Source organism: Reyranella massiliensis 521 (genome assembly GCF_000312425.1).
GTDB classification, from domain to species: Bacteria; Pseudomonadota; Alphaproteobacteria; order Reyranellales; family Reyranellaceae; genus Reyranella; species Reyranella massiliensis.
Genome location: NZ_HE997181.1, coordinates 3661020 through 3683259, shown reverse-complemented (window position 1 = coordinate 3683259; position 22240 = coordinate 3661020). Strand labels below are relative to the sequence as shown.

Below are 22240 nucleotides of genomic sequence, written 5' to 3'. Positions count from 1 at the left end.
GCTGCGTGACGCAATGTTCAGCGATGCTTTCTTCTAGTGCAGCGCACGCGGAGGCGTCTCACTGGGACGCGGGATTTCTGTCGATGAGGGGCAGCGGGCATAGTCCTTCTCTTTGATCGAGCGTTCGATATCTTTGTAGATTCGCTGGATCAACTCACCATCGGAAGTGAGCGGCGTCGTGCTTGGGCCTTTGGGGAATGCGACGCGCACTGTCGTCAAGAGGTTGAAGAATTCGTTCCCTACGTAAGCTGCATGCTTTGCAGAAGCGGCCATAACAGGAGTCCCTCCCTTTGTCTTTTTCAACCTGGACGCGCTGTCTTCTCAGCTAAGCGGAACTTATGAAATCGGAAAGGGATGCGCTTTAGGTTTTGATCGACCAGCTGTGACCATTCAGTGGTAGGAGTGCCATATCGTTCTCTCCGCATGAGCTTGGATGCATTGCCACTTGGTTAGATGAGTCGTGGCGTTCAATCGCCGTCGATTACAGCGGCTATCGCGAGCGTGCGTCGAGTGGAAGTTCGCGAACGTCTGGGATCTCGAGGCTGTCCTTGCCGCACCGCCATTCATCAGGAATGTCAGGGCGAGGAATCGAAAGCGGCGTCCCCTTCGGGCGGTAGCGTTGTGGAGCGCGACCTGAATCTCACTCCATGACAAAGAAATGCGCGAGGAGCAGGAGAAGAAGACAGAGTCGCGAGCCTCCGAGGGCTGCGGGGACGAGTTCTCACCGTGACGGGAGAGGGGGCGCTCGTCTTGCAGTCGCCGCCTCCCGACCAGCGATGCGGCCGCATCGAGCCAAAAGGCGTTGCGTGGTTGCGGTCTGCCTGCTCCTGCAGGCACCATACGGGCGAGCTACAGCGGGGGGGGGGAATGAGCGATGGACGACTATTTCGATCTCGGCGCCTATGGGCGCGTCATTACGACTTCCTCGCCGCACGCACAGCGCTGGTTCGATCGCGGCCTGAACTGGCTTTACGGCTTCAACCATGCCGAGGCCATCGCGTGCTTCGGCAAGGCGCTGGAGAGCGATCCGGATTGCGCTATGGCGCATTGGGGCGTCTCTTACGCGGCCGGGCCGAACTACAATCTCCCCTGGGTCCTCTACGACCCGGCGGGCAAGGCACAGGCTCTGCGCGAGTCCTACGATGCCTTGCAGCGCGCGCTTGTCGCTGCGGCAAACGCGACTCCGGTCGAGCAGGCGCTGATCCGCGCCCTCCAGGCGCGCTATCCGCAACGCGACGCGATCGAGGATCAGGCGCCTTGGGACAAGGCCTTCACCGTCGAGATGCGCAAGCTGTTCCGTGCCTGGCCCGACGACCTCGAGGTGCGCTCGGTCTTCGCCGAGGCGATCATGAACGAGATGCCGTGGCAGATGTGGGATCTCCGGACCGGCCGTGCAACGGAAGGTGCCGGGACGGACGAGGCGGTGGAGGTGCTGGAGAGCGCTTTGCGCGACCTCCCGGCGAGCTGGGACCATCCGGGCTTGTTGCACCTCTATATCCACCTGATGGAGATGTCGCCCTTTCCGCAGCGGGCGTTGCGTGCCGCCGACCGCCTGCGCGACCTGGTGCCCGATTCCGGCCACCTGATCCATATGCCGACGCACATCGACGTATTGTGCGGCAACTACCGCGACGTCGTCGTGTACAACCAGAAGGCCGTTGTGGCCGATGCGAAGTTCCTGGCGCGCGAAGGCGCCATGAACTTCTACACGCTCTACCGCTGCCATGATCATCACTTCGTGGTCTACGGCGCCATGTTCCTCGGCCAGTACACGCCCGCGCTCAAGGCTGCGCAGGAGCTGATCGACACCATGCCCGAAGAGGTGCTGCACATGCCCTCGCCGCCGATGGCCGACTTCGTTGAGAGCTATCTCTCGGTGAAGCAGCATGTGCTGGTACGCTTCGGCAAGTGGCGCGAGATCATCGCCCAGGAGCTGCCGAAGGATCCGGACCTCTACTGCTCGACCACAGCGATGATGCTCTACGCCAAAGGAGTGGCGCATTCGGTGCTGGGCGAGATCGATGCGGCCGAACGGGCCCGCGCTGCCTTCCGTGCCGCGCGGGCGCGCGTGCCGGAGTCGCGGCGGCTGAACAACAACACGATGATCGACCTGCTGGCGATCGCCGACGAGATGCTGTCCGGCGAACTCGAATACCGCCGCGGCAACTTCGATCTCGCCTTTGCTCACCTGCGCCGCGCTGTCGTGCTCGACGACTCGCTGCCCTACGACGAACCGTGGGGCTGGATGCAGCCGACACGTCACGCGCTCGGGGCGCTGCTGCTGGAGCAAGGCCATCTCGCCGAGGCGGAGGCGGTCTATCGCGCCGATCTCGGCTTCGACGGCAAGACCAACCGCGCCTGTTGGCATCCCGAAAATGTCTGGAGCCTGCACGGACTGCACGAATGTCTGACCCGGCGCGGCGAAACAGTGGAAGCGCCGCTCATCAAGTCCCGCCTCGACTTGGCGCTCGCCCGCGCCGAAGTGCCCGTACGGGCCTCGTGTCTTTGCAGAAGGGAAGCAGCATAACGGCCATCTAGCGAAACGCGCGGAGATGCTGGAGTTTCGCAATTGCCTCGATGCGCCACGCTGCCGCTTGCTTGTGTCAGAGGCTCTGAACTAGGGTCCCGCCCGATTTTGGGGCCCCACGAGGTCTCGCGGACAAAAGGAGACGATATTGAATCCGACGCGGCGCCGCATCATCGCGGCCGGCGCGGGCGTCCTTGCGACACCCGCCTTGTTCACCACTTCATCGGCGCAGGGCACTTTTCCGTCGAAGCAGATCCGCATTGTCGTGCCCTATCCGGCCGGCGGTCAGACTGACGGTATCGCGCGCTCCTTTGGCGAATATCTTTCGCGCAAGCTCGGCCAGACGGTCATCGTCGACAACAAGGGCGGCGCCAGCGGCGCCATCGGCGCGGCAGAGGTCAAGCGCGCGGCACCCGACGGTCACACGATCCTCTGCACGATCTCCTCGTCGCTGATCCAGAACCGCGTCACCATGAAGGACCTGCCTTACGACCCGGAGAAGGACTTCACCTACCTGACGATGACGACCAGCCTCGGCGGGCCGGTGGTGGCGGCCGAGAAGACCGGCGCGACCAACCTCAAGCAGTTCGTCGAATATGCAAAGAAGGTCGACAAGCTGAACTGGGGCTCCTATGGCCCCGGCTCGACCCCGCATGTGCTGATCGAGACGATGGCCCGGCAGTACGGGCTGAAGTTCGAGGTGGTGCAGTATCGCGGCGAAGCCGCGATGTGGGCCGACGTGGCCTCTCAAGCGCTCGATGGCGCGTCGGGAAGCCCCGCCGCGGCGGCGCCGGTGATCACGTCCGGGAAGGGCAAGATCATCGCCGTCGTGGGCGACCGCCTGCCGGCCTATCCCGATGTGCCGAGCATGATCGAGCAGGGCGCCGTCGGTAAGTCCTACGAGACGCGCGCATTTGCCGCCTTCGCCGTCCCGTCGGCGACGCCGAAGGACATCGTCAAGAAGCTCTCCGACACGCTGATCGAGGCGGGCACCGACGAGAAAGTGAAGCAGCTTCTCGCCAACTACATGATCGTCGGGCCGCTCAGCTTCGAGGCCACCAACGCCCGCTTCAAGCGCGACACCGAGATCATGCTGGCGGTGCTGAAGGAAATCGGCCTCAAGCCCGAATAGCCGGACGGGTTTGCTCTGACGCACGGTTCCCAGGGCGGCACGGACCGCCCTGGGAATTCGTGCAGGATCAAACACAGAAATTCCGAACAGTCGGCAGGAAAATTCCGCCAGCAGGCGGAAGCAGCATTTCTAGTCCTGCAGGGATCATTGTGTGTTTCCGGGCGTTGGGTGGGAATGAACTCGCCCGTCCTCCAACCGGGCTGCACGGTATGGCGGATAGAGCATGCCCGGAGGGCTGCCGTCCTGGTCGATGGCGCCGCCTTCTTTGCGGCCGTACGCGGGGCCTTCCTCAAGGCCCGCCGCAGCATCCTGATCGTCGGGTGGGATATCGACAGCCGGACCGAGCTTCAGGGAGACGCGCCGCCGTCCGACGGTCATCCCGTCAATCTGGCGGCCTTTTTGACCGATCTGGTGACGGAGCGGCCGGAGTTGCAGGTGCATCTGCTGCTCTGGGATTATTCCCTGCTCTACGCCCACGAGCGCGAGCTGCTGCCGCGGCTTTCCCTGCAATGGCAGATGCCGCCGCAAGTCACTTTCTGCCTGGACTCAACCGTTCCCTTCGGCTCATCGCAGCACCAGAAGCTCGTCATCGTCGACGATGCGCTCGCTTTCTCGGGCGGGCTCGATCTCACCATCCGGCGTTGGGATACGCAGGATCACGACCTCGACAATTCTCTGCGGGCCGATCCCGCCGGCGAGCCCTATCGGCCGTTCCACGATGTCCAGATGATGGTGGATGGCGAGGCGGCGCGCGCACTTGCGTTGCTGGCCTGGCAGCGCTGGTGTCATGCCAAAGGGGGCGATGCGGCTATCGAACCGATGGGAGATCCTTGGCCGGATGGCTTTCCACCGGAGTTCACCGACGTCCCGGTCGGCATAGCCCGCACCCAGCCGCGCTACAATGGCGAGGCGGGCGTGCACGAGATCGAGGCATTGTTCCTCCACTCGATCGGCCAGGCCGAGCGTTCGATCTACATCGAGAACCAGTTCACGACATCGCCCCGTATCGCGCTCCGCATCGCGCGGCAGCTCGAGCGCCATCCGCAGCTTGAGGTCGTGATCGTGGCGCCTCGCAGTCACGATTCAATCGTCGAACGGCGCACCATGCGCAATGGCCGCATACGGTTTTGGCGCATCGTGAAGCGGGCGGGCGGTGACCGCGTGCGCCTCGTCTATCCGTCGGTCGAGTGCGATGGCCGCGCCACCCACACCATGATCCACTCCAAGATCATGGTGATCGACGACGTCTTCCTGCGCGTCGGGTCGGCCAACATGAACAACCGATCGATGGGGGCCGACACCGAGTGCGATCTTGCGATCGAAGCAGAGACGGCGGCGCAGCGCGCTGCCATTACGCATGTCCGAGACCGTCTGCTGGGCGAGCATTGTGGCGTGTCCGCCGAACAGGTCGCCGCGGCCCTGACCGAGCATGGCTCACTCGTGCGTGCGGTCGATACGTTGTCCGCCGGCGGCCATCGCCTCCGGCCGATCGACGATGGCGTGCCGGACCGCAGCCCGCTGGCTGTACTTGCCGAGCGTGTCGCCGATCCACCTCGGCCATTGCGACTGGGACGTCTCGTCGGTCGCTTCTTGCCGCGTCTTCTGCTGCATGGTGGTGGTGGCCGGTTCGTTCCCCGCGGTCCGGCCTTGCCATTGATCCTCGTCATGGTGCTTGTCGTTGCCTTGACGCTGGCCTGGCAGGTCAGTGGCCTGTCTGGATTGGCGGACCCGGAAGAGGTGGGTGCGCTTCTTGAGGCAGGTGGCGATGCGCCATGGGCGTTCCTCTTCGTCGTCGCCGCCTTTGTCTTGGGCGGTGCCGTGGCCTTTCCCGTCACTGTCATGATCTTGGCGACCGCCGCGGTGTTCGGCCCGTGGCTCGGCATGCTCTATGCCACCTTGGGGGTGGCGACGAGTGCGCTCGCCATGTACGCCGTCGGTGCCCGATTTGGTCAGGAGACGCTGCACGAACTACTGGGCACGCGCTGGGAGAAACTGCAGAAGCGCCTCCGCCGGCGCGGTTTGCTGGCGATGGTTGCGATTCGCGTCGTGCCGGTAGCGCCCTTCACCCTGGTCAACCTCGCAGCCGGGGCGAGTTCCATCCGGCCAATCGATTTTGCTCTCGGCACTCTGATCGGCATGGGGCCGGGGCTTGTCGCTCTTTGCCTGCTCGGCGACCGCATCGTGAGCGTCTTCCACCATCCGGTTCCCGGCGAGATTGCCCTGTTCGCACTCTGCGCAGCGGCCTGGATCGGCCTTGCATTCGCCGCCCAAGCCGTCGTGACGCGCCTGGGAGGCGATGTCCGTTGAACCGCGTCCGTGTGATGACCTGGAACATCCATGGCGCGCTCGGTCGTAACCCGCGCTTCGATCTCGACCGCGTTGTCGCGCTTGTGAGGCGTCACGAGCCGGACATCGTTGCCTTGCAGGAAATCGACTCGCGTCGCGCGCGTGAGGCGCATGTCGGCGACCCTTTCGATGTGCTGCAGCAGTCCCTTGGCACCCATGGCATCGGTGCTCGCACGGTCGTCACGGCCGACGGCGCCTACGGTCAGGCGCTGATCAGCCGCTGGCCCTTGATCGATACCGAAATCCGGGACCTCTCTTATCCGGAGTGCGAGCCGCGCCGCGCCATCTGCAGCGATGTCGCCACACCCTTCGGGCCGCTGCGCGTGATTGCCACGCATCTGGGGCTGAGCCTGCGCGAGCGCCGGAGCCAGGCGATCGCTCTGCTCGCTCTGCTGGGCACGCTTGACCGACCGACCGTGGCGCTGGGCGACTTCAACGACTGGTTCTGGGCGGGATCGGTACGTCGCACTCTCGCCCGTGTATTGCCGGGCTTCAGCCGCCACAGGACATTTCCCGCGCGCTGGCCGCTCTTCCAGCTCGACGGTGTTTACCTTTCGTCGAAGCAGGCGCTGCTGGGCAGCCACACAGATCCTGAGGCACGCGCGATTTCCGACCATCTGCCTGTCGTGGCCGATATTGTCGTCTCCTGAAGGCAGCCGGTTGCGAGGCCGCGCGTTGAGGGACACTGAGAAGGCAGGCCGCGGAGATAGGACGATGTCGGGGCGCGATGCCTGGCGTGTAATGAAGGGTACGGTCGAAGGCTACATCGCCGACGACGCCTTCAGTCGCGGCGCTTCCATTGCCTACTTCACCTTGTTCTCGATGGCGCCGGTCCTTTTGGTAGTCATCGCGGTGGCCGGCATGGTGTTCGGCCGCGATGCCGCCCAGGGGGCTGTCGTCGATCAACTGAGCGGGTTGATGGGGCGCGATACCGCTGCAGCCCTCCAGGCGATGATCCACAGTGCGAGCGATCGTCTTTCCGGGGCCCTGGCGACGCTTATCGGCCTGGGGGCGATCCTGCTGGCGGTCAGCGGCGTCTTCGGCGAGGTGCAGGCCTCGCTCAACGCCGTCTGGAAAGCCTCGCCCCGCGGCACGACCCTGTCGCGCCTGGTTCGCGCGCGGCTGGCCAGTCTCGGCCTCGTTATCGCGTTGGGCTTCGTGCTCATGGTCTCGCTGGTGCTGAGCGCGCTGCTGACGGCGTTTGGCGCCTTTCTCAAGGCACACCTGCCGGCCGCAGGGCTCGCCCTGGAAGTAATCGACCTCATGCTCTCGTTCGTCCTGATCGCCGGCATCTTCACCGTGATGTACAAGGTCCTGCCCGACCGTCACTTGCGCTGGTGCGACGTGCTGCCTGGTGCCGCCTTCGCCGCTCTCCTGTTCGAGGGCGGGAAGTACCTGATTGCTCTCTACATCGGCAAAACCGAGATTGCCTCATCCTTTGGTGGTGCCGGCGCGATCATCGTGATGCTGCTCTGGATCTTCTATTCGGCGCAGATCTTCCTGCTGGGCGCCGAGTTCGCGCACGCCTGGTCGAAGCCATCCGCGAGCCCTCGGGAACCGCAGCGAGATCAGCCACACGCGATCTGAGGCAACCCGGCGCTGCCAGTCTCGTTTCGTCGTCATGAGGCGTATGGTCAGGATACTGGCCTGGTCGGCCGGCATTCTCGCAACCTTGGTCGTGATCGCGGCCGGGGCGCTCTATTTTCTGGTTACGTCGCAATGGCTGCGCGATCAGGTGGAGGGTCATGCCAGCGACTATACCGGCCGCAAGACGACGGTCGCGAAGGTGACGTTCGACTGGGGGGCCACGACCAGCGTTCGGCTCGACGGCGTGGAAGTCGCCAATACCGAGTGGGGGAAGGCACCTCACATGCTGAAGGTCGAGCAGATCGACTTCGACATTCGCCTGTGGCCGTTGCTCAAGGGTGACATCGTGCTTCCGCGGCTCGTGCTGCGTAAGCCGGACATCCAGGTCGAGGTCGGTGACAAGGAACAGCTCAACTGGAGCATGGGCGAAGCGCCGGTGGCGACAGGTGCTGCCAAGGCGCTTGAGCCTGACAACCGTTACGAGACGCCCTTGATCGGCCGGCTCGAGATCACCGACGGCAAGCTCGGCTATCGGGATAGCAAGCGTAAGCTTGAGCTCGACGGAACGGTGTCCAGTGCAACAGGCAAGGCGGCCGACCAGGTACAGGCCGAGCTCCAGCTCAAGGGCAAGCTCGAAGGCCAGCCGCTCAGTCTGCAGTTCGTCGGTGGATCGGTGCTGGCTTTGCGGGACACCGAGCAACCCTATCCGCTCGACGTCGACATCGTCTTCGGCGCTACGAAGCTCAAGGCCAAGGGGACAGTACACGACCCGTTCAAGTGGACCGGGGCCGACGTCGACCTCACTTTGTCCGGGCCCAATCTATCGGAAATCTACCCGCTGCTCGGCATCCCCGGCCCTCCAACGCCGCCTTATGTGATCAGTGGCAAGCTGGAGCGCGACCCCGGCGTCTGGAAGTTCGTGAAGTCGAGATGGCGGGTCGGCGAGAGCGACCTTACGGGCGAAGTGATGATCGACGAGCGGCGCAAGCCTGAATTCCTGACGGCAAAGCTCGTTTCGCAGAAGCTGGTCTTCGAGGATCTCGCGCCGCTGGTGGGTGCAGCTCCGGCCCGCAAGACCAACGTCTCGGCCAAACAAGCGCAGACCCAGCGACAGCTCGAGGCCAGCGGCGCGCTGTTTCCTGATGTGCCGCTGCACACGGAGAAGCTCCGCGCCATGAATATGGATGTAACGCTCGATGCTCGACGTGTCCTCGCGCCCCCATGGTTGCCTGTCCAGAGCCTGGCCTTCCGGGTGCTGATCCAGGATGGCAACGCCATTGTGAAGCCGCTCACCTTGCAAGTCCTCGGTGGAGGCACGATCGCTGGTGAACTGGGCATCGATGCGCGTTCCGACAATCCGCGTGTCCGGGCTGCGCTCGGTCTCACCAATCTCGAACTGAAGAATTTCTTCCGCGAGTCGCGGTACTTCGACGCCACGCAGGGCAAGGTGCAGGGCCGCGTCGTGCTGGCGGGCAACGGCCGGTCGCTTGCGCAGGTTATGGGATCGGCCGATGGCCATATGGCTTTCGCCCTGGGCGGCGGTTCGGTCAGCAGTTTGATGGTGAGCCTCGCCGGCCTGCAAATCTTCGACGCGCTGATCCTCTACGTGACCGGCGACAACCGCATCCCGATCAAATGCGCAATTGGCCGATTGAACTTCCAGCATGGCAATGTCGCCTTCGACCGCACGCTGCTCGATACTCAGAAATCGGTTCTCTATGTAAAGGGCCAGGCATCGCTTCAAAGTCAGGCCATCAAGGCCGAGGTCGATGCAGCTCCCAAGAGTTTCGACCTGCTCGATCTGCATGGGACCGTCGCGATAGAAGGCAAGCTGCGCGAGCCCCGGATCTCGCTCGGTCGCGTCTTCCCGCTGCCAACGCCTGTGTTCGGAAATGCCAAAGACGTGCCCTGCGCCGACCTCACGCGGCAGCTGCTGACGGCTCAGTGACACCTGTCTTGGCGGCGACACCGGAAGGACCTCGCCCGTTTCGTCATAACGCCCATGTCTTGAGCTGCGATTGCAGTTCCCGGCCCGCGAATCATTCTGATACTTTCAGTTCGAGCCTTGGGCATATCGAGTCTGCACAGCGAGAGGAAGAATGAGCGCGCTCCTCAACGATGTCGAACTGGTCGATCGCATTCTGGCGCATGTCGATGGCAATTCGACCGACAAGGGCACGTCGGTATGGCGTGAGCCCGCTGCGAACTATTCCTCTCCCGAACGCTTTGCGGTCGAGATGGAGGTGCTGCGCCGCGTACCGATGGTTTTCTGCCCTTCAGCGGCGTTGCCGGAGGCGGGGTCCTACATCGCGCGCACCACGGTCGGCACGCCGCTTCTGGTGGTTCGGGGCACGGATGGCATCGTTCGAGGATTCCGCAATGCCTGCCGTCATCGCGGCATGAAGCTCGAAGAAGGCGAAGGCTGCAAACGCGCATTCGCCTGCCCTTATCATGCTTGGACCTATGGCCTCGACGGCGCGCTGCGCCATGTTCCCGGCGAAGACGGCTTTCCGGACCTGGTCAAGGAAGAGCATGGGCTCGTGCCCGTCGCGGTGCAGGAGAAGGGTGGCCTTGTCTTTGTGACCCAGGGGACGCCGCTGTCGGATGGGGCGTTGCCCGACACGCCGGATCTTCTGCCGCCCGACTACGTCGTCTTCAACAAGATCGAATTCGACGATCCTGCCAACTGGAAGCTGATCGGCGAGACCTCCATGGAGGGCTATCATATCAAGGCCCTCCACAATCAATCCTTCTATCCCTACGGCTACGACAATCTGAATATCGTCGAGCTTCACGGCCGCAATTCGCGGATCGTCTTTCCGTTCAGGCGCATCGAGAAGCTGCGGCAGTTGCCGCGCGAAGAATGGAATGTTCAAGGGCGCATCACCGATGTGCACCAGCTCTTCCCCAATACGCACCTCAGCTTTCTGTCCAGCCACGTGCTGCTCACCATTCTGGAGCCGGTAAGCCCGTCGCAGACGCATTGGGTGGTCTATCAACTCGCGCCACGAATCAAGAACGGGAAGCCGCTCGATATTGCCGAGGCTAGGCGCGATGCCAATTTCGTGCAGGACTCCGGTTTGACGGAAGACCGGCGCGCGGCCTGCGCCATCCAGGCCGGACTGGCGTCGGGTGCCAACACCCATTTCACGTTCGGCCATTACGAGCAGGCCATCGGCCATTTTCACCGACACCTGGCGGAGCATATCGAGAAGCTGGAGGCGCACCAGGAGTAGGCGAGGGCTCCTCGCCAAGAGTGTCTGCCTTGGATCTGGAATCACCGATGACATCACTTCAGCAGGCATGGGCAACCTTACCGGCCAGGCTCGGGATGTTGGAGCCGGTGCAGTTCTCGTCCTGCCAGTGGGCGCTCATTGAACGAATGCATGTGAACTTCAATGATCGCGAGGCGCACACTCACTTGCCGATGCCGATTGCCCGCTTTCCTGAAGCTGCAAGCAAGGCGATCCATGAATATGCGCGGCGCTTGGGCGACGTGAGAACCGAATATGTCGATGACGATTGGCTTCAGAAGAATTTTGTCGACGGTACGCCCAACACGATGGCGAACTATGTGCGTCGCTATAATAACGACGTTGACGAAATGATGAGCGTCCTCGTCCCCCCGGCCCGCTATCGCAAGGGGCACTACGCCTACGGCAAGTTCACGGTCCCCGAACCGCACGGTCTGCACACCGACCATAGTGCTGAGGATCCCGACAGCGAGGGAGAACCGATCTGCATTGCCAGGATCGAAACGCTGGGCACGCACTATGTCGCCGGCGACTACAGGACGCATGATCCTGGCACGCAGAGCATGCTCAAGGCTTTGCGGTACTGGATTCCCGTGCCCGAGGGCGAGCCGGAAGCCATTCTCGACGAACTGCTGAAGCAGGAGACGCTCAGGACCATTCCGGTGAACCATGTCGTGCTGATGGTCGCTGGCAACAGTTCGGAGAATGCTCAGATTACGCAACATATCGCCGCGAGACCACCTGACGGCGGGCTGCATTCGGCCTTCTTCCAAAGGCACTATAAGCTCACCTAGTACCGGCCGCGTTTGGACTAGCGCCGGGACAGCAGACCTGCGAACAGGGTGTTTCTGCACGCGGGCGCAACCGCGCTTCCGAAGGCGTTGGCAAAATTCTGTAAGTCGAACTGAAATCATAGTATCCCGCTCGGCCTCCCGACCGTCCGGGAGCGTTGGAATTTGCACGTCGGCGAATTCCATAGGGTGGAACGAGAAGGACCGGAGGAAAGTATGAAAGTATCTCGCAGGACGCTGCTCGGGACGTCTGCCTTTGCCACCGCCGTGGTTGCTGCCCCGTGGGTGGCGCGCGCCCAGAGTGCGGAGTTCTCTTACAAATACGCGAACAACCTGCCTGTCGCGCATCCGATGAACGTCAGAGCAAAGGAGATGGCGGACGCGATCAAGGCTGAGACCAACGGCCGGGTCGAGATCCAGATTTTCCCGTCGAACCAGCTCGGGTCGGACACCGACATGCTCAGTCAGCTTCGCTCGGGGGGCATCGAGTTCTTCACGCTGTCCGGGCTGATCCTGTCCACCCTGGTTCCGGTCGCCTCGATCAACGGGATCGGCTTTGCCTTCCCGGACTATCCGTCGGTCTGGAAGGCGATGGATGGCGAGCTGGGCCAGTATGTCCGCAACCAGATCGCAAAGGCCAATCTCGTCGCCATGGAGAAGATCTGGGACAACGGCTTCCGCCAGACCACGTCGTCGACCAAGCCGATCCAGGGCCCGGAAGACCTTAAGGGCTTCAAGATCCGCGTGCCGGTCTCGCCGCTGTGGACGTCGATGTACAAGGCGTTCGATGCCGCACCGGCCAGCATCAACTTCTCCGAGGTCTACACGGCTCTGCAGACCAAGGTCGTCGACGGCCAGGAGAATCCGCTGGCGATCATCGCGACCGCGAAGCTCTACGAGGTTCAGAAGTACTGCTCGCTCACCAACCACATGTGGGACGGCTTCTGGTTCCTGGCGAACCGCCGCGCCTGGGAGCGGCTGCCGGAGAACCTCCGCACGGTGGTCGCCAAGCATGTAAATGCCGCCGGCCTCAAGGAGCGCGAAGACGTGGCGCAGCTGAATGCTGGCCTGCAGAAGGAGCTGACCGACAAGGGCATGGTCATCAACCAGCCCAAGGCGGAAGCCTTCCGCGACAAGCTGCGGACCGCCGGCTTCTACGCGGAGTGGAAGGGCAAGTACGGCGACGAAGCTTGGTCTGTCCTGGAGAAGTACACCGGCAAGCTGAGCTGAGTGCAACGCGCCCCGATCGACGCGATCGGGGCGTTTCCTCAATCTGCAGATCCGTTTGGGGCTCGCCATGACCGCGCCGGCTGAACACCTCGACCTGTCGGAGTCGCTTGGCAGCCCCGCTTCGGGCAGCCGGTGGAAGTGGCTCGAGCCGATCAACGCGATCGCGGCCCTGCTGATGCTCGCCATCGTCCTGCTTCTGCTCGCCGGCGTCACCTCCCGTTACCTGTTCAATTTTCCCGTCGTCTGGATCGACGAGGTCTGCTCGATCAGTTTCATCTGGGTCGCGATGCTGGGTTCGGCGATGGCGCTCGACCGCAGCGAGCATCTGCGCCTGACCTTGTTCGTAAATCTCTTTTCCGAGAAGCGCCGGAACTTCATCGACGCGCTAGGGCTCGTCGTCGTCGCGGCCGTGCTGGCCTCGCTGCTGCCGCATGCCGTCGAATACACGATGGACGAATGGTTCATCACCACGCCCGCGCTTGGCATCCCCAACAGCTTCCGCGTCGCCGCCATCCCCTTCGGCATCGTCCTGATGCTCGTGCTTGTGGTTCGCTATGCGCTTCGCTCCCCGGATCTGCGGCAACTGCTGCTGGCCCTTGTCATCGTCGGCGCAATAGCAGGCCTTCTGTGGCATTTCTCGCCGCAACTGGTGAGGGCCGGGAACGCCAAGCTGCTGCTCTTCCTCGTCCTGTTCGTTTCCGTCAGTCTGGCGTGCGGTGTGCCCATCGCGTTCTGCTTCGGCATCGGCACGATCAGTTACCTGGCATTCGGCACGACGGCCCCGCTTTCGGTCGTCGTGGGCCGCATGGACGAGGGCATGTCCAGCATCATCCTGCTGTCGGTGCCCGTGTTTCTCCTGCTCGGGTGCATTCTCGATGCCACGGGCATGGGCAAGGCCATCGTCGACTTCCTCGCCTCGTGGCTCGGCCATATCCGGGCCGGCATGTCCTATGTGCTGCTGGGCTCGCTCTTCGTCGTGTCCGGCATTTCCGGATCCAAGGTCTCCGACATGGCGACCGTTGCGCCGGCGCTGTTTCCGGAGATGAAGCGCCGGGGCAACAAGCCCCGCGAAATGATCGCGCTGCTGGCGACGGGAGCCGCCATGGCGGACACGGTGCCGCCCAGCATCGTCCTCATTGTCCTCGGCTCGGTGGCCGGAGTCTCGATCGCGGCGCTGTTCACCAGCGGCTTTGCCATCGCGATGGTCCTGCTCCTGGGCCTGGCCGTCCTGGCCCGCTGGAAGGCCCGCAACGAGGACATGTCCGGGGTCCAGCGGCCCAGCCTGCGCCTCATCGGCCGCACGGCGCTGATCGCCGCCCCGGCGCTGGTCCTGCCGTTCCTGATCCGCAGCACGGTGTCGGGAGGCGTCGCCACGGCCACGGAAGTTTCGACGATTGCCGTTCTGTATGCGGCGTTCATCGGCGTTGTGCTTTACGGCGGCATCAGCCTGAAGCGATCCTATGCCATGCTTGTGGAAACGGCGGCCCTGACCGGCGCCATTCTGCTGATCCTCGGAACGGCCTCGGCCATGGCATGGGCGATCACGCAGGCCGGCATTGCCCGCGACGTCACCCAGTTCATGGCATCGATGCCGGGCGGTTACGTCGTCTTCATGATTTTCAGCATCCTGGTTTTCCTGGTCCTGGGCTGCGTTCTGGAGGGGCTGCCGGCGATCGTTCTGATGGCCCCGCTGATGTTTCCGATCGCCAAGAGCCTGGGGGTCAACGACATTCACTATGCAATGACCATCGTGACCGCGATGAACATCGGGCTGATGACCCCGCCCATCGGCATCGGCTTCTATCTGGCCTGCCGTATCGGCAACGTGTCACCGGACGAAGCTATCGGCGCGATCTGGTCGTACTTGCTGGCGCTGATGGCTGGTTTGGCGGTCATCGCGGCGGTGCCCTGGTTCTCGGTGGCCTTCCTTTAGGGTGCGAGCCGTTTTGAGCCTGCCCATAAATACACTGTCGCCAGTGTGATTTTTCTTCGGCCTGGCCATCCGTCACTCAAATGTGTGCGGCGGATCGTGGGGGATCCCACTAGGGTTGCTTCCAGAGAAATCCAGCTCAAGAGACTGGATGGTAAGCTGCGATCCCAGCGGATCGGCAGTCAGGTGTAGAAGCGTCAAGCACCAGTACATTCCGGCGACCGCGCTTGGGATTGATTGCAAGATCCTCTCGGCCTTTCCGGAACTCTTCCTGAGTTACCCTTTTTCTTCCGCGTTCAGAGCGTTGTCGTCACCAACTTGGGCGGCCCCAGCGGTCGCTGACTACGACGGAGGAATTCATGACTGGGACTCACCGTGGTGATTCGCACTCTGTTGTTGCACGCGCGGGCAAGTCGTTCCGCATAGCGTTGGCTGCTGCTGTCCTCGCTTCGGGCGCCGAACTCATCGATCAGGCGACCGCACAGACGAACCCCGAACGGCTCGGCACGGTGAGCTTCGAGACGTCGTGCAGTCCGGAGGCCCAGAAGCTCTTCGACAAGGCGATGCTGTATCAGCACTCGTTCTGGTACCGGGCGTCGCAGCGGACATTCGAGGAGGTCCTGAAGAAGGATCCCGACTGCGGCATCGCCTACTGGGGTATTGCGCTCAGCTTGCTCTGGAATCCCCATGTGCCGCCACCGGCGAAGAACCTTGCCGACGGCGCGGCGGTTCTGACAAAGGGCAAGACCGTCGGCGCGAAGACTCAGCGCGAACGGGACTATCTGGATGCGCTTTGGGTCATGTACGCCGATTACGACAAGGTCGATCACCGCACGCGCATCGTGGCCTATTCCAAGGCGATGGAGCAGCTCGCACAGCGCTATCGCGACGACGACGAGGCGCAGATTCACTACGCACTTGCGCTGAACACCTCGGCTTCACCGGCGGACAAGACTTACGCCAACCAGCTCAAGGGCGGCGCGTTGCTGGAGCCCATTTTCCAGCGCAAGCCGGACCATCCAGGCGTGGCTCACTACCTGATCCACCTCTACGACTATCCGCCCATCGCTGAAAAAGGCCTCGATGCGGCGCGCCGATACGCACAGATTGCGCCCGCCGCGGCACACGCCCAGCACATGCCCTCGCATATCTTCACGCGTCTTGGCCTTTGGGACGATTCGATCAGGTCGAACGCCGAGTCGGCGCGTGTCGCGAAGGAGGATGGCGAGGCCGGCGATCAGCTCCACGCCATGGACTACCTCGTCTATGCCAATCTGCAGCTGGGTCAGGACCGCAAGGCCAAGGCCGTAATCGACGAGATGGTTACGGTCAAAGGCGCCGACGCCTACTTCCCCGCCGGTTATGCGCTGGCCGCTTCGCCAGCGCGGTACGCCATCGAGCGCGGCGACTGGAAGGAAGCGGCTGTGCTGCCGGTGCGTGCCGGAGCGCCACCGCATGTACAGGCGATCAGCTACTGGGCGCGGGCGCTGGGTGCCGCGCGCACCGGCGATCCGGCGAGCGCCAAAGCCGATATCGCCAAGCTGGCGGAACTGCGGGACAAGCTGCGCGAAGCCAAGGATGCCTACTGGGCCGAGCAGGTCGACATCCAGTGCCAGGTGGCGACGGCCTGGGTGCTCTACGCCGAAGGCAAGTACGACGAGGCGTTGAAGGCGATGAGTGCCGCGGCGGATGCGGAGGACCGTTCGGAGAAGCATCCGGTGACGCCGGGTGTTCCCAAGCCCGCGCGTGAACTGTACGGCGTGATGCTGCTGGAGCGCGGAAACGCCGGCGACGCGCTGGTCGCCTTCGAGGCGACGCTCAAGAAGGAACCCAATCGCCTCGCCGCGTACGCGGGCGCGGCAAAGGCCGCAGAGATGAGCGGCGACAAGGCCAAGGCACGACAACACTTCGCCAAAGTGACGACGATTGCCGCGGGTGCCGATGAAGACCGGGCGGAGATTGCCGATGCCCGCCAGTTCCTGGTCAAGAATCCATGATGGCCAGGCTTCCATCACCAAGGCACGCCGCGAGCACTTTGCTGCTCGCGGCCGGGCTGGTTGGGCTTGGGGCAACGGCGCATGGCGAGTCGCTTCAGATCACCGGCTACATCGGCGTCCTCGGCGAATGGGAGCTGACGGGCAGCATTACGGCCGCCGGCTCTGACCGTACGAAAGAATTCGTGGGGCCGATCAAGATGCTGCATGTCGGCTACTGTACCCAGGACGGGCCGGAGGAAAGGACCGGCGAACTGCGTGTCCGACTCTCGGGACATTCGGCTTCGCGCCTGACGGCCACTCTGATCGTCAACGGCGTCGAGTGTTCCTACAGCGGCCGCCAATCGGATTCATATACCGGCATGCTCAAATGCCCGGATCGGCGCGCTGTTCCGCTCACCCTCTGGCTGAAGCCCGAGAGCTAGGAAGCGACCACGCTGACGCTCAAGCGGCGGCCAGAACCATTCCAGCGCACTTTTCGCCGATCATGATCGTGGGCGCATTGGTATTGCCGCTCGTCAGGGTCGGCATGATGGAGGCATCGGCAATGCGCAGCCCCGTCATCCCGTGAACCCGCAATTCGGAATCGACCACGGCCATCGGATCCGTGCCCATCTTGCAGGTGCCGACCGGGTGATAGGTCGTTTCTGCATTCATCCTCACCCAATCCAGCAGTTCGTCGTCCTTCTGAAGGTGCGCACCCGGAGCGATCTCCTCGCCCGTCACCTCCTTCAGCGGCGAGGTCGACATCAGTTCGCGGCCCTTGCGCAGGACGGCCAGCACGCCGCGGCGATCGTGGTCGGTCGACAGGAAGTTGAAGCGGATTGCCGGCGGCTCGGTCGGATCGGCGGACTTGATGTGGATCGAGCCCGTGCTTTCGGAGCGCAGCACGTTCACGTTCATGGTGATGCCCTTCCTCTTCGAGACGCGCCGCTCGTGTCCGACCATCTCGTAGAGGAACGGCGCGATCGAGATCGTTGCATCGGGCGTTTCGAGGCCGACCCGCGTGCGAAAATAGAGCCGGATCGGCACCGAGGTCGAGGCAAGGAAGCCCTCGCGGAACAGGGCATACTTCAGCGCCTCGCGTGCCAGCCGCCAGCCGCGCGCATTGTCGTTGAAGGTGAGGTTCTTGCCCGTGATGGCGAACTTCATGCGAGGGGAATAGTGGTCGCGCAGGTTCTCGCCGACGCCACGCAGTTTGTGCGTCGGAGTGATGCCGAGGGCGCGCAGCCTGTCCGCCTGGCCGATGCCGGAGAGCTCGAGGAGTTTCGGCGAGTTGATCGAGCCGCCCGAGACGATGACCTCGCGCGTGGCCCTGGCTTCTCGCGTCACGCCACCGACGGAGTAGCGGACGCCGACACAGCGTTTGCCTTCCAGGATGAGCGACTCGGCCATCGCACCCTGATCGATCGTGAGATTGGCGCGCGCACGGGCCGGGTCGAGATAGCAGAAGGCCGTGCTTTGGCGGCGACCCTTTGCGATCGTCACCTGTGACATGCCGATGCCTTCCTGCGTCGCGCCGTTCTGATCCGGATTGTAGGGCAGTCCGATCTGCTCGGCCGCCGCGATCATCTTCTCCAGCAATGGCACCTTGTTGCGTGGCGTGTGGGTGACGCGCAGGACCCCGTCGCGGCCCCGAAATTCGTCCGAGCCGCCATCGAAGCGTTCCATCCGCTTGAAGATCGGCAGCACGTCTTGATAGCTCCAACCGCGATTGCCGAGCTGCGCCCAGTGATCGTAGTCCTGGGCCTGGCCGCGGATGTAGACCATGCCGTTGATCGAACTCGAGCCGCCCAGCATCTTGCCGCGCGGCACGTCGATGCGCCGGCCGCCCGAGCCTTCGTCGGGCTCGGACGAGTAGCACCAGTTGACAGCCGGATCGTCGATCATCTTGGCCACGCCGACGGGCACCCGCGACCAGAAGAAGTTCGATCCCTGGGTTCCCGCTTCAAGCAGGAGAACGCGATGCTTGCCGCTCTCCGTCAGCCGGCTGGCGACCACCGCTCCCGCCGATCCGGCACCGACGACGATGTAGTCATAGGTGGTGTCTTTCTGCATCGCGACTTCTCTCGTTCTTGCTTAAATGGCGCGTTTCCTGGCGAGAAAGGGAGCAGCCACCAGACGTCATGGCAAGACGTGGCGCGCGCCGATCCACCGTCGGTTTCGCCAGATGCGTTGTGTCGGCCAGATATTGGAGGTAGCAAATCGAGGGGCCGGGCCCCCGCAGGGAAGACTATGCTGAAGAGAGCGACAGCACTCCTGGTTCTCTTGTCTTCGCCGGCCGCGGCATTCGAACTGTCGTCGCCCGTCGCCTGTGAGATGGGAACCGAGTGCTTTGTCCAGCAGTATGCCGATCACGATCCGGGGGCCGGCGTACGCGACTATGCCTGCGGCGGGCAGAGTTACAACGGCCATGACGGGACCGATATCCGCCTGCGCAGCACTGCCGACGTCGATCGCGGGGTCGGCGTCGTTGCCGCCGCGGCTGGCACGGTCGTGTCGACGCGGGACGGCATGCCGGACCAGCTTGTCCAGTCGCCCGAAGATCGGTTGAGGATCGCCAACCGGGAATGCGGCAACGGCGTGCTGATCGATCATGGAAACGATTGGCAGACCCAGTATTGCCATCTGAGGCGCGGTTCGGTTGCGGTCAAGCGGGGCGACCCGGTCGAGACGGGGCAGAAGCTCGGTGAAATCGGCTATTCAGGTGATGCAGCTTTCCCCCATGTCCATTTAACGGTGCGCAAGGATGGGAAGGCGATCGATCCCTTCCAGCCTGATCCGACGGCTGCTTGTGGAGAGCCGAAGCAATCGCTGTGGTCTTCGACGGCTCGCAAAGCACTTGCCTATCGGCAGGGCGAGATCCTGGCGTTCGCCTTCTCGGGAGCACCCGTTCAACTGGAGCAGCTTGAAGCAGGCAAGCCGCATCCCACCGTTCCCACCTTGGCGTCTCCCGCACTCGTTGCCTATGTGTGGGCGATCAATTTGCAGAAGGATGACCAGATCACGGTTCGCGTGCTCGGCCCGGATGGCAATCCCCTCGGTCAGAACGGCACGACACTCGATCGAAACAAGGCGCAGTACATGCTGTTCGCTGGAGCGAAGCGGCCGCCGGCTGGATGGCCTCGAGGACCCTACAAGGCGATCGTCGAAGTCAGGCGGGATGGAAAAGCAAGGATCGGCAGGACCGAGACATTGACCTTGGAGTAGAGGCTATTCGATCTGGCATTCGCCTGTCGCTCAGCCGCTTTTTGTGAAGGTGAACTTGCAGGCACGACTGCCTACGCGCTCGCCGGTGCCTGTCGTGCCCGTGAACTTCGCGATGACTTCGAAGGAGATGGGCGTCGCCGTGGTGGCGAACTTCTGATTGAATTCGGCAGAGCCCGAGATGCCGCGCGCCGACAGGGAGGCGGTGCCGTCGGCCTTGATGCGCCCCTCCAAGGTCATCGACGGACTCTGTCCCTTTTCTCGGAACTGTCCGACAAAGTGACCATCCGTCACGCGGGCGCTATACCGCCACGTGTAGCCCCGAGCACCTTCCTGGGTCGCTTCGCAGACCTGCAGGACGGCCCATTGCCCCTCCAGTGATTGGGCGTGGAGCGTTCCCCAGGGAACGCAGGCGCCAACCATGGCCATCAACACAGTTCGCATGCGCGGCCCCTTCGCTTCGGCTTGTCCGCGGAAGGCCGGCTTCGCGCCGGTCCTCCTTGCCTTGTCCCCGATCTGCACGGACCGATCCACGCGAGTTTTGCGACCCACCGTACCGATCTGACATGCTCCTTAGGCTCGCGATGTTGGTCTAAGCATCGAAGGACGCAACCCGGCGCGGTCCCGGGCATTTCACTCTTTACCTTCGGTTGGCTTTTCCCCGGCCGTCGAAGGTTCGGAGTGTGCGTACAGGGGTCCGTTTCCTTCTCCCCGGAGCGGACCCCTGAGACGCCGACGGTCCAAGCACCCAGCTGAGAGCCACCCGAACCATCGATCGGGTCGGGCGTTGTGGTCGATGATGAACAGGACCAAATCATTGGCCCGAAAACTCTGCCGTGACGTGGCGCGGCAGCAGGCGAGCCGTCGCGAGTTCTGGGTGAAACTGGCAGGCCTCGATATCGACATGCGCGACGAGGCGATTGTCGCTGCCTTGGTGTGGGCGAGTGGCAGGAACTGGATCCGGGTCACTGGCCAGCCGGCGATTAGCGTCGTGTTGACCGAAGAGGGGCTGAAGATCGCCGGACGCCACTAGCAGGATCACTTAGGAAGTGCGCCCGCCGCCCCGGGGCGCAGAGGAGCCGCGGCCTGAAATGCCGCGGCTCGGTCGTTTCGGATCGCCTCTGGTTCTACCAGAAGCGGCGGGAGCCGAAGAGCGTGACCAGCGTGTTTTCATCGCGATGGCGCGCCCCCAGCGCAGCACCGGCACAGGCGGCTGCGCAGCCGATGGCGAGGGTGGCGGCCACGGCGAAGGCTGCGATCAGGGCGGCTTTGCGGGCAGCCTCGGCGGCAGCGCGCGCGCGTGCCTCGGCCGCCTTGAGGTCGGCAAAGGCGTCGTCGACCCGTCGCTCGGCATCCGCCTGACTGATGCCTGTCTGCTGCTGCACGAGCTGGGCGAGGTAGGTGCGGTCGCGAGGTTCGAGTTGGTCGTTGCGGAGGCCGGCGGCGAACGCGCGGGCCATGGGCGCCGCAAGATCGGCGCGCGAGGTGATCGCTGGGGCGGCTGGGCCGTTCGGGGTCGGATTGGGTGCCAGCACGCGATCAACAGCGTAGGTCGCGGGATCCAAGGCGAGGGAAGTGGCGGCTGGGTTGGACGCGCCGCCCGCAGCCACGGCCGTCACGGCCTGCGTTGCGCCTTTCGCAAGTGCGCCGACTCCGGCGACGCTGAGGCAAGCGCCGAGGACGACGCCGAGCGCCCAGACGGCGAAACCGTGCGCACCGTCACGGAAGTGCCGTTCGACTTCGACACCCTCGGCCCACGGCTTGCGCAAGCGGCCCGCCAGGTATCCACCGGCGGCAAAGGCGCCGACCATGACCAGCGCTGCATAGGTTCCGCTCAGCACTGCCATCGACTTGGCCGATAGGCCGGCATACGGGTAGGGCGATACCGCCGACAAGCCAAGGGCTGCGCCGAAGGTCAGGAGCACGACGGAGATTGCGGTCGCCGCCAACCCTCCCAGGACGACGGGCCCCCATTCGATGGGATGCGGCGGTGCGAGGGTTTCGGGAGCGACGACGGCGGCGGGAACAGTGACGGTTGCCATGATCGTGATCCTTCAGCGCAGGCCGACGAAGGAGAGGATGAACATCACGATCACGACGAGGCCGACGAGATAGATGATGGAGTTCATGGGGGTCCCTTGCATTCGTTGGTTCCCCGGCAACGGGCCCTAAACGGAAACGTTGCGCCCGCCGGCGCAACTTTGGAGAGGAGCCGACCGTTCTGGTCGCGGTTGGCGTTCTC

Annotated in this window: 18 protein-coding genes; 14 read left to right on the top strand and 4 right to left on the bottom strand. The window is 63.6% G+C overall.

From position 1 onward, the window contains the following. Positions 1–33 precede the first annotated feature (33 nt). Positions 34–273, bottom strand: coding sequence for a hypothetical protein (locus BN60_RS30515; RefSeq protein ID WP_148283471.1), 240 nt, complete (start codon positions 271–273; stop codon positions 34–36). Positions 274–874: 601 nt separating this feature from the next. On the opposite strand from BN60_RS30515, the gene BN60_RS17965 reads away from it, so the two are divergent. From BN60_RS17965 to BN60_RS17910, 12 genes are all read left to right on the top strand, one after another. Next, on the top strand, positions 875–2527 hold the full coding sequence (locus tag BN60_RS17965; protein ID WP_020697506.1) for a tetratricopeptide repeat protein: 1653 nt from the start codon (positions 875–877) through the stop codon (positions 2525–2527). A gap of 148 nt (positions 2528–2675) precedes the next feature. Then, complete coding sequence (locus tag BN60_RS17960) at positions 2676–3659, top strand: Bug family tripartite tricarboxylate transporter substrate binding protein (protein WP_020697505.1); 984 nt, start codon at positions 2676–2678, stop codon at positions 3657–3659. Positions 3660–3833: 174 nt separating this feature from the next. Beyond that, positions 3834–5966, top strand: coding sequence for a VTT domain-containing protein (locus BN60_RS17955; RefSeq protein WP_020697504.1), 2133 nt, complete (start codon positions 3834–3836; stop codon positions 5964–5966). Next, positions 5963–6655: an endonuclease/exonuclease/phosphatase family protein gene (locus BN60_RS17950; protein ID WP_020697503.1), complete on the top strand. Its 693-nt coding sequence runs from the start codon at positions 5963–5965 to the stop codon at positions 6653–6655. The genes BN60_RS17955 and BN60_RS17950 overlap by 4 nt, the downstream gene beginning before the upstream one ends. A gap of 64 nt (positions 6656–6719) precedes the next feature. Next, positions 6720–7592 carry a YihY/virulence factor BrkB family protein gene (locus BN60_RS17945; protein ID WP_020697502.1) on the top strand — a complete coding sequence of 291 codons (873 nt, stop codon included), beginning with the start codon at positions 6720–6722 and terminating at the stop codon, positions 7590–7592. 43 nt (positions 7593–7635) lie between these two features. Continuing rightward, positions 7636–9540: an AsmA family protein gene (locus tag BN60_RS17940; RefSeq protein ID WP_020697501.1), complete on the top strand. Its 1905-nt coding sequence runs from the start codon at positions 7636–7638 to the stop codon at positions 9538–9540. Positions 9541–9691: 151 nt separating this feature from the next. Beyond that, positions 9692–10828: an aromatic ring-hydroxylating oxygenase subunit alpha gene (locus tag BN60_RS17935; protein WP_020697500.1), complete on the top strand. Its 1137-nt coding sequence runs from the start codon at positions 9692–9694 to the stop codon at positions 10826–10828. A 47-nt stretch (positions 10829–10875) separates the two neighbouring features. Next, complete coding sequence (locus BN60_RS17930) at positions 10876–11640, top strand: hypothetical protein (protein ID WP_148283470.1); 765 nt, start codon at positions 10876–10878, stop codon at positions 11638–11640. 213 nt (positions 11641–11853) lie between these two features. After that, positions 11854–12867 (top strand): TRAP transporter substrate-binding protein, encoded by a 1014-nt coding sequence (locus BN60_RS17925; RefSeq protein WP_020697498.1) that lies wholly within the window; start codon positions 11854–11856, stop codon positions 12865–12867. Positions 12868–12934: 67 nt separating this feature from the next. Beyond that, positions 12935–14800, top strand: coding sequence for a TRAP transporter large permease (locus BN60_RS17920; protein WP_020697497.1), 1866 nt, complete (start codon positions 12935–12937; stop codon positions 14798–14800). Between the two features lie 356 nt (positions 14801–15156). Further along, on the top strand, positions 15157–16794 hold the full coding sequence (locus tag BN60_RS17915; protein WP_051150152.1) for a tetratricopeptide repeat protein: 1638 nt from the start codon (positions 15157–15159) through the stop codon (positions 16792–16794). Further along, entirely contained in the window at positions 16791–17216 is a 426-nt protein-coding gene (locus tag BN60_RS17910) for a hypothetical protein (protein ID WP_148283469.1), read from the top strand. Before BN60_RS17915 ends, BN60_RS17910 begins: the two co-directional genes overlap by 4 nt. Positions 17217–17235: 19 nt before the next feature. Here the strand turns inward: BN60_RS17910 and BN60_RS17905 are convergent, their stop codons facing one another. Next, positions 17236–18849 carry a GMC family oxidoreductase gene (locus BN60_RS17905; RefSeq protein ID WP_020697494.1) on the bottom strand — a complete coding sequence of 538 codons (1614 nt, stop codon included), beginning with the start codon at positions 18847–18849 and terminating at the stop codon, positions 17236–17238. Positions 18850–18927: 78 nt separating this feature from the next. Between BN60_RS17905 and BN60_RS17900 the strand changes: the two genes are divergently transcribed. Then, on the top strand, positions 18928–20001 hold the full coding sequence (locus BN60_RS17900) for a M23 family metallopeptidase (RefSeq protein WP_202949823.1): 1074 nt from the start codon (positions 18928–18930) through the stop codon (positions 19999–20001). 30 nt (positions 20002–20031) lie between these two features. Here BN60_RS17900 and BN60_RS30510 read toward each other — a convergent pair whose 3' ends face one another. Further along, positions 20032–20442 (bottom strand): hypothetical protein, encoded by a 411-nt coding sequence (locus tag BN60_RS30510; protein WP_148283468.1) that lies wholly within the window; start codon positions 20440–20442, stop codon positions 20032–20034. Positions 20443–20815: 373 nt separating this feature from the next. On the opposite strand from BN60_RS30510, the gene BN60_RS17890 reads away from it, so the two are divergent. Continuing rightward, complete coding sequence (locus BN60_RS17890) at positions 20816–21031, top strand: hypothetical protein (protein ID WP_148283467.1); 216 nt, start codon at positions 20816–20818, stop codon at positions 21029–21031. Positions 21032–21125: 94 nt separating this feature from the next. Here the strand turns inward: BN60_RS17890 and BN60_RS17885 are convergent, their stop codons facing one another. Beyond that, a complete protein-coding gene (locus tag BN60_RS17885) occupies positions 21126–22040 on the bottom strand; it encodes a hypothetical protein (protein ID WP_020697490.1) in 915 nt (304 codons plus the stop codon). Positions 22041–22240: the final 200 nt, after the last annotated feature.

Excerpts from the sequence above, each read along its gene's own strand:
- BN60_RS30515 (WP_148283471.1), bottom strand. The coding sequence starts at position 273 with ATGGCCGCTTCTGCAAAGCATGCAGCTTACGTAGGGAACGAATTCTTC.
- BN60_RS17965 (WP_020697506.1), top strand. The coding sequence starts at position 875 with ATGGACGACTATTTCGATCTCGGCGCCTATGGGCGCGTCATTACGACT.
- BN60_RS17955 (WP_020697504.1), top strand. The coding sequence starts at position 3,834 with ATGAACTCGCCCGTCCTCCAACCGGGCTGCACGGTATGGCGGATAGAG.
- BN60_RS17945 (WP_020697502.1), top strand. The coding sequence starts at position 6,720 with ATGTCGGGGCGCGATGCCTGGCGTGTAATGAAGGGTACGGTCGAAGGC.
- BN60_RS17940 (WP_020697501.1), top strand. The coding sequence starts at position 7,636 with ATGGTCAGGATACTGGCCTGGTCGGCCGGCATTCTCGCAACCTTGGTC.
- BN60_RS17935 (WP_020697500.1), top strand. The coding sequence starts at position 9,692 with ATGAGCGCGCTCCTCAACGATGTCGAACTGGTCGATCGCATTCTGGCG.
- BN60_RS17930 (WP_148283470.1), top strand. The coding sequence starts at position 10,876 with ATGACATCACTTCAGCAGGCATGGGCAACCTTACCGGCCAGGCTCGGG.
- BN60_RS17925 (WP_020697498.1), top strand. The coding sequence starts at position 11,854 with ATGAAAGTATCTCGCAGGACGCTGCTCGGGACGTCTGCCTTTGCCACC.
- BN60_RS17920 (WP_020697497.1), top strand. The coding sequence starts at position 12,935 with ATGACCGCGCCGGCTGAACACCTCGACCTGTCGGAGTCGCTTGGCAGC.
- BN60_RS17915 (WP_051150152.1), top strand. The coding sequence starts at position 15,157 with ATGACTGGGACTCACCGTGGTGATTCGCACTCTGTTGTTGCACGCGCG.
- BN60_RS17910 (WP_148283469.1), top strand. The coding sequence starts at position 16,791 with ATGATGGCCAGGCTTCCATCACCAAGGCACGCCGCGAGCACTTTGCTG.
- BN60_RS17905 (WP_020697494.1), bottom strand. The coding sequence starts at position 18,849 with ATGCAGAAAGACACCACCTATGACTACATCGTCGTCGGTGCCGGATCG.
- BN60_RS30510 (WP_148283468.1), bottom strand. The coding sequence starts at position 20,442 with ATGCGAACTGTGTTGATGGCCATGGTTGGCGCCTGCGTTCCCTGGGGA.
- BN60_RS17885 (WP_020697490.1), bottom strand. The coding sequence starts at position 22,040 with ATGGCAACCGTCACTGTTCCCGCCGCCGTCGTCGCTCCCGAAACCCTC.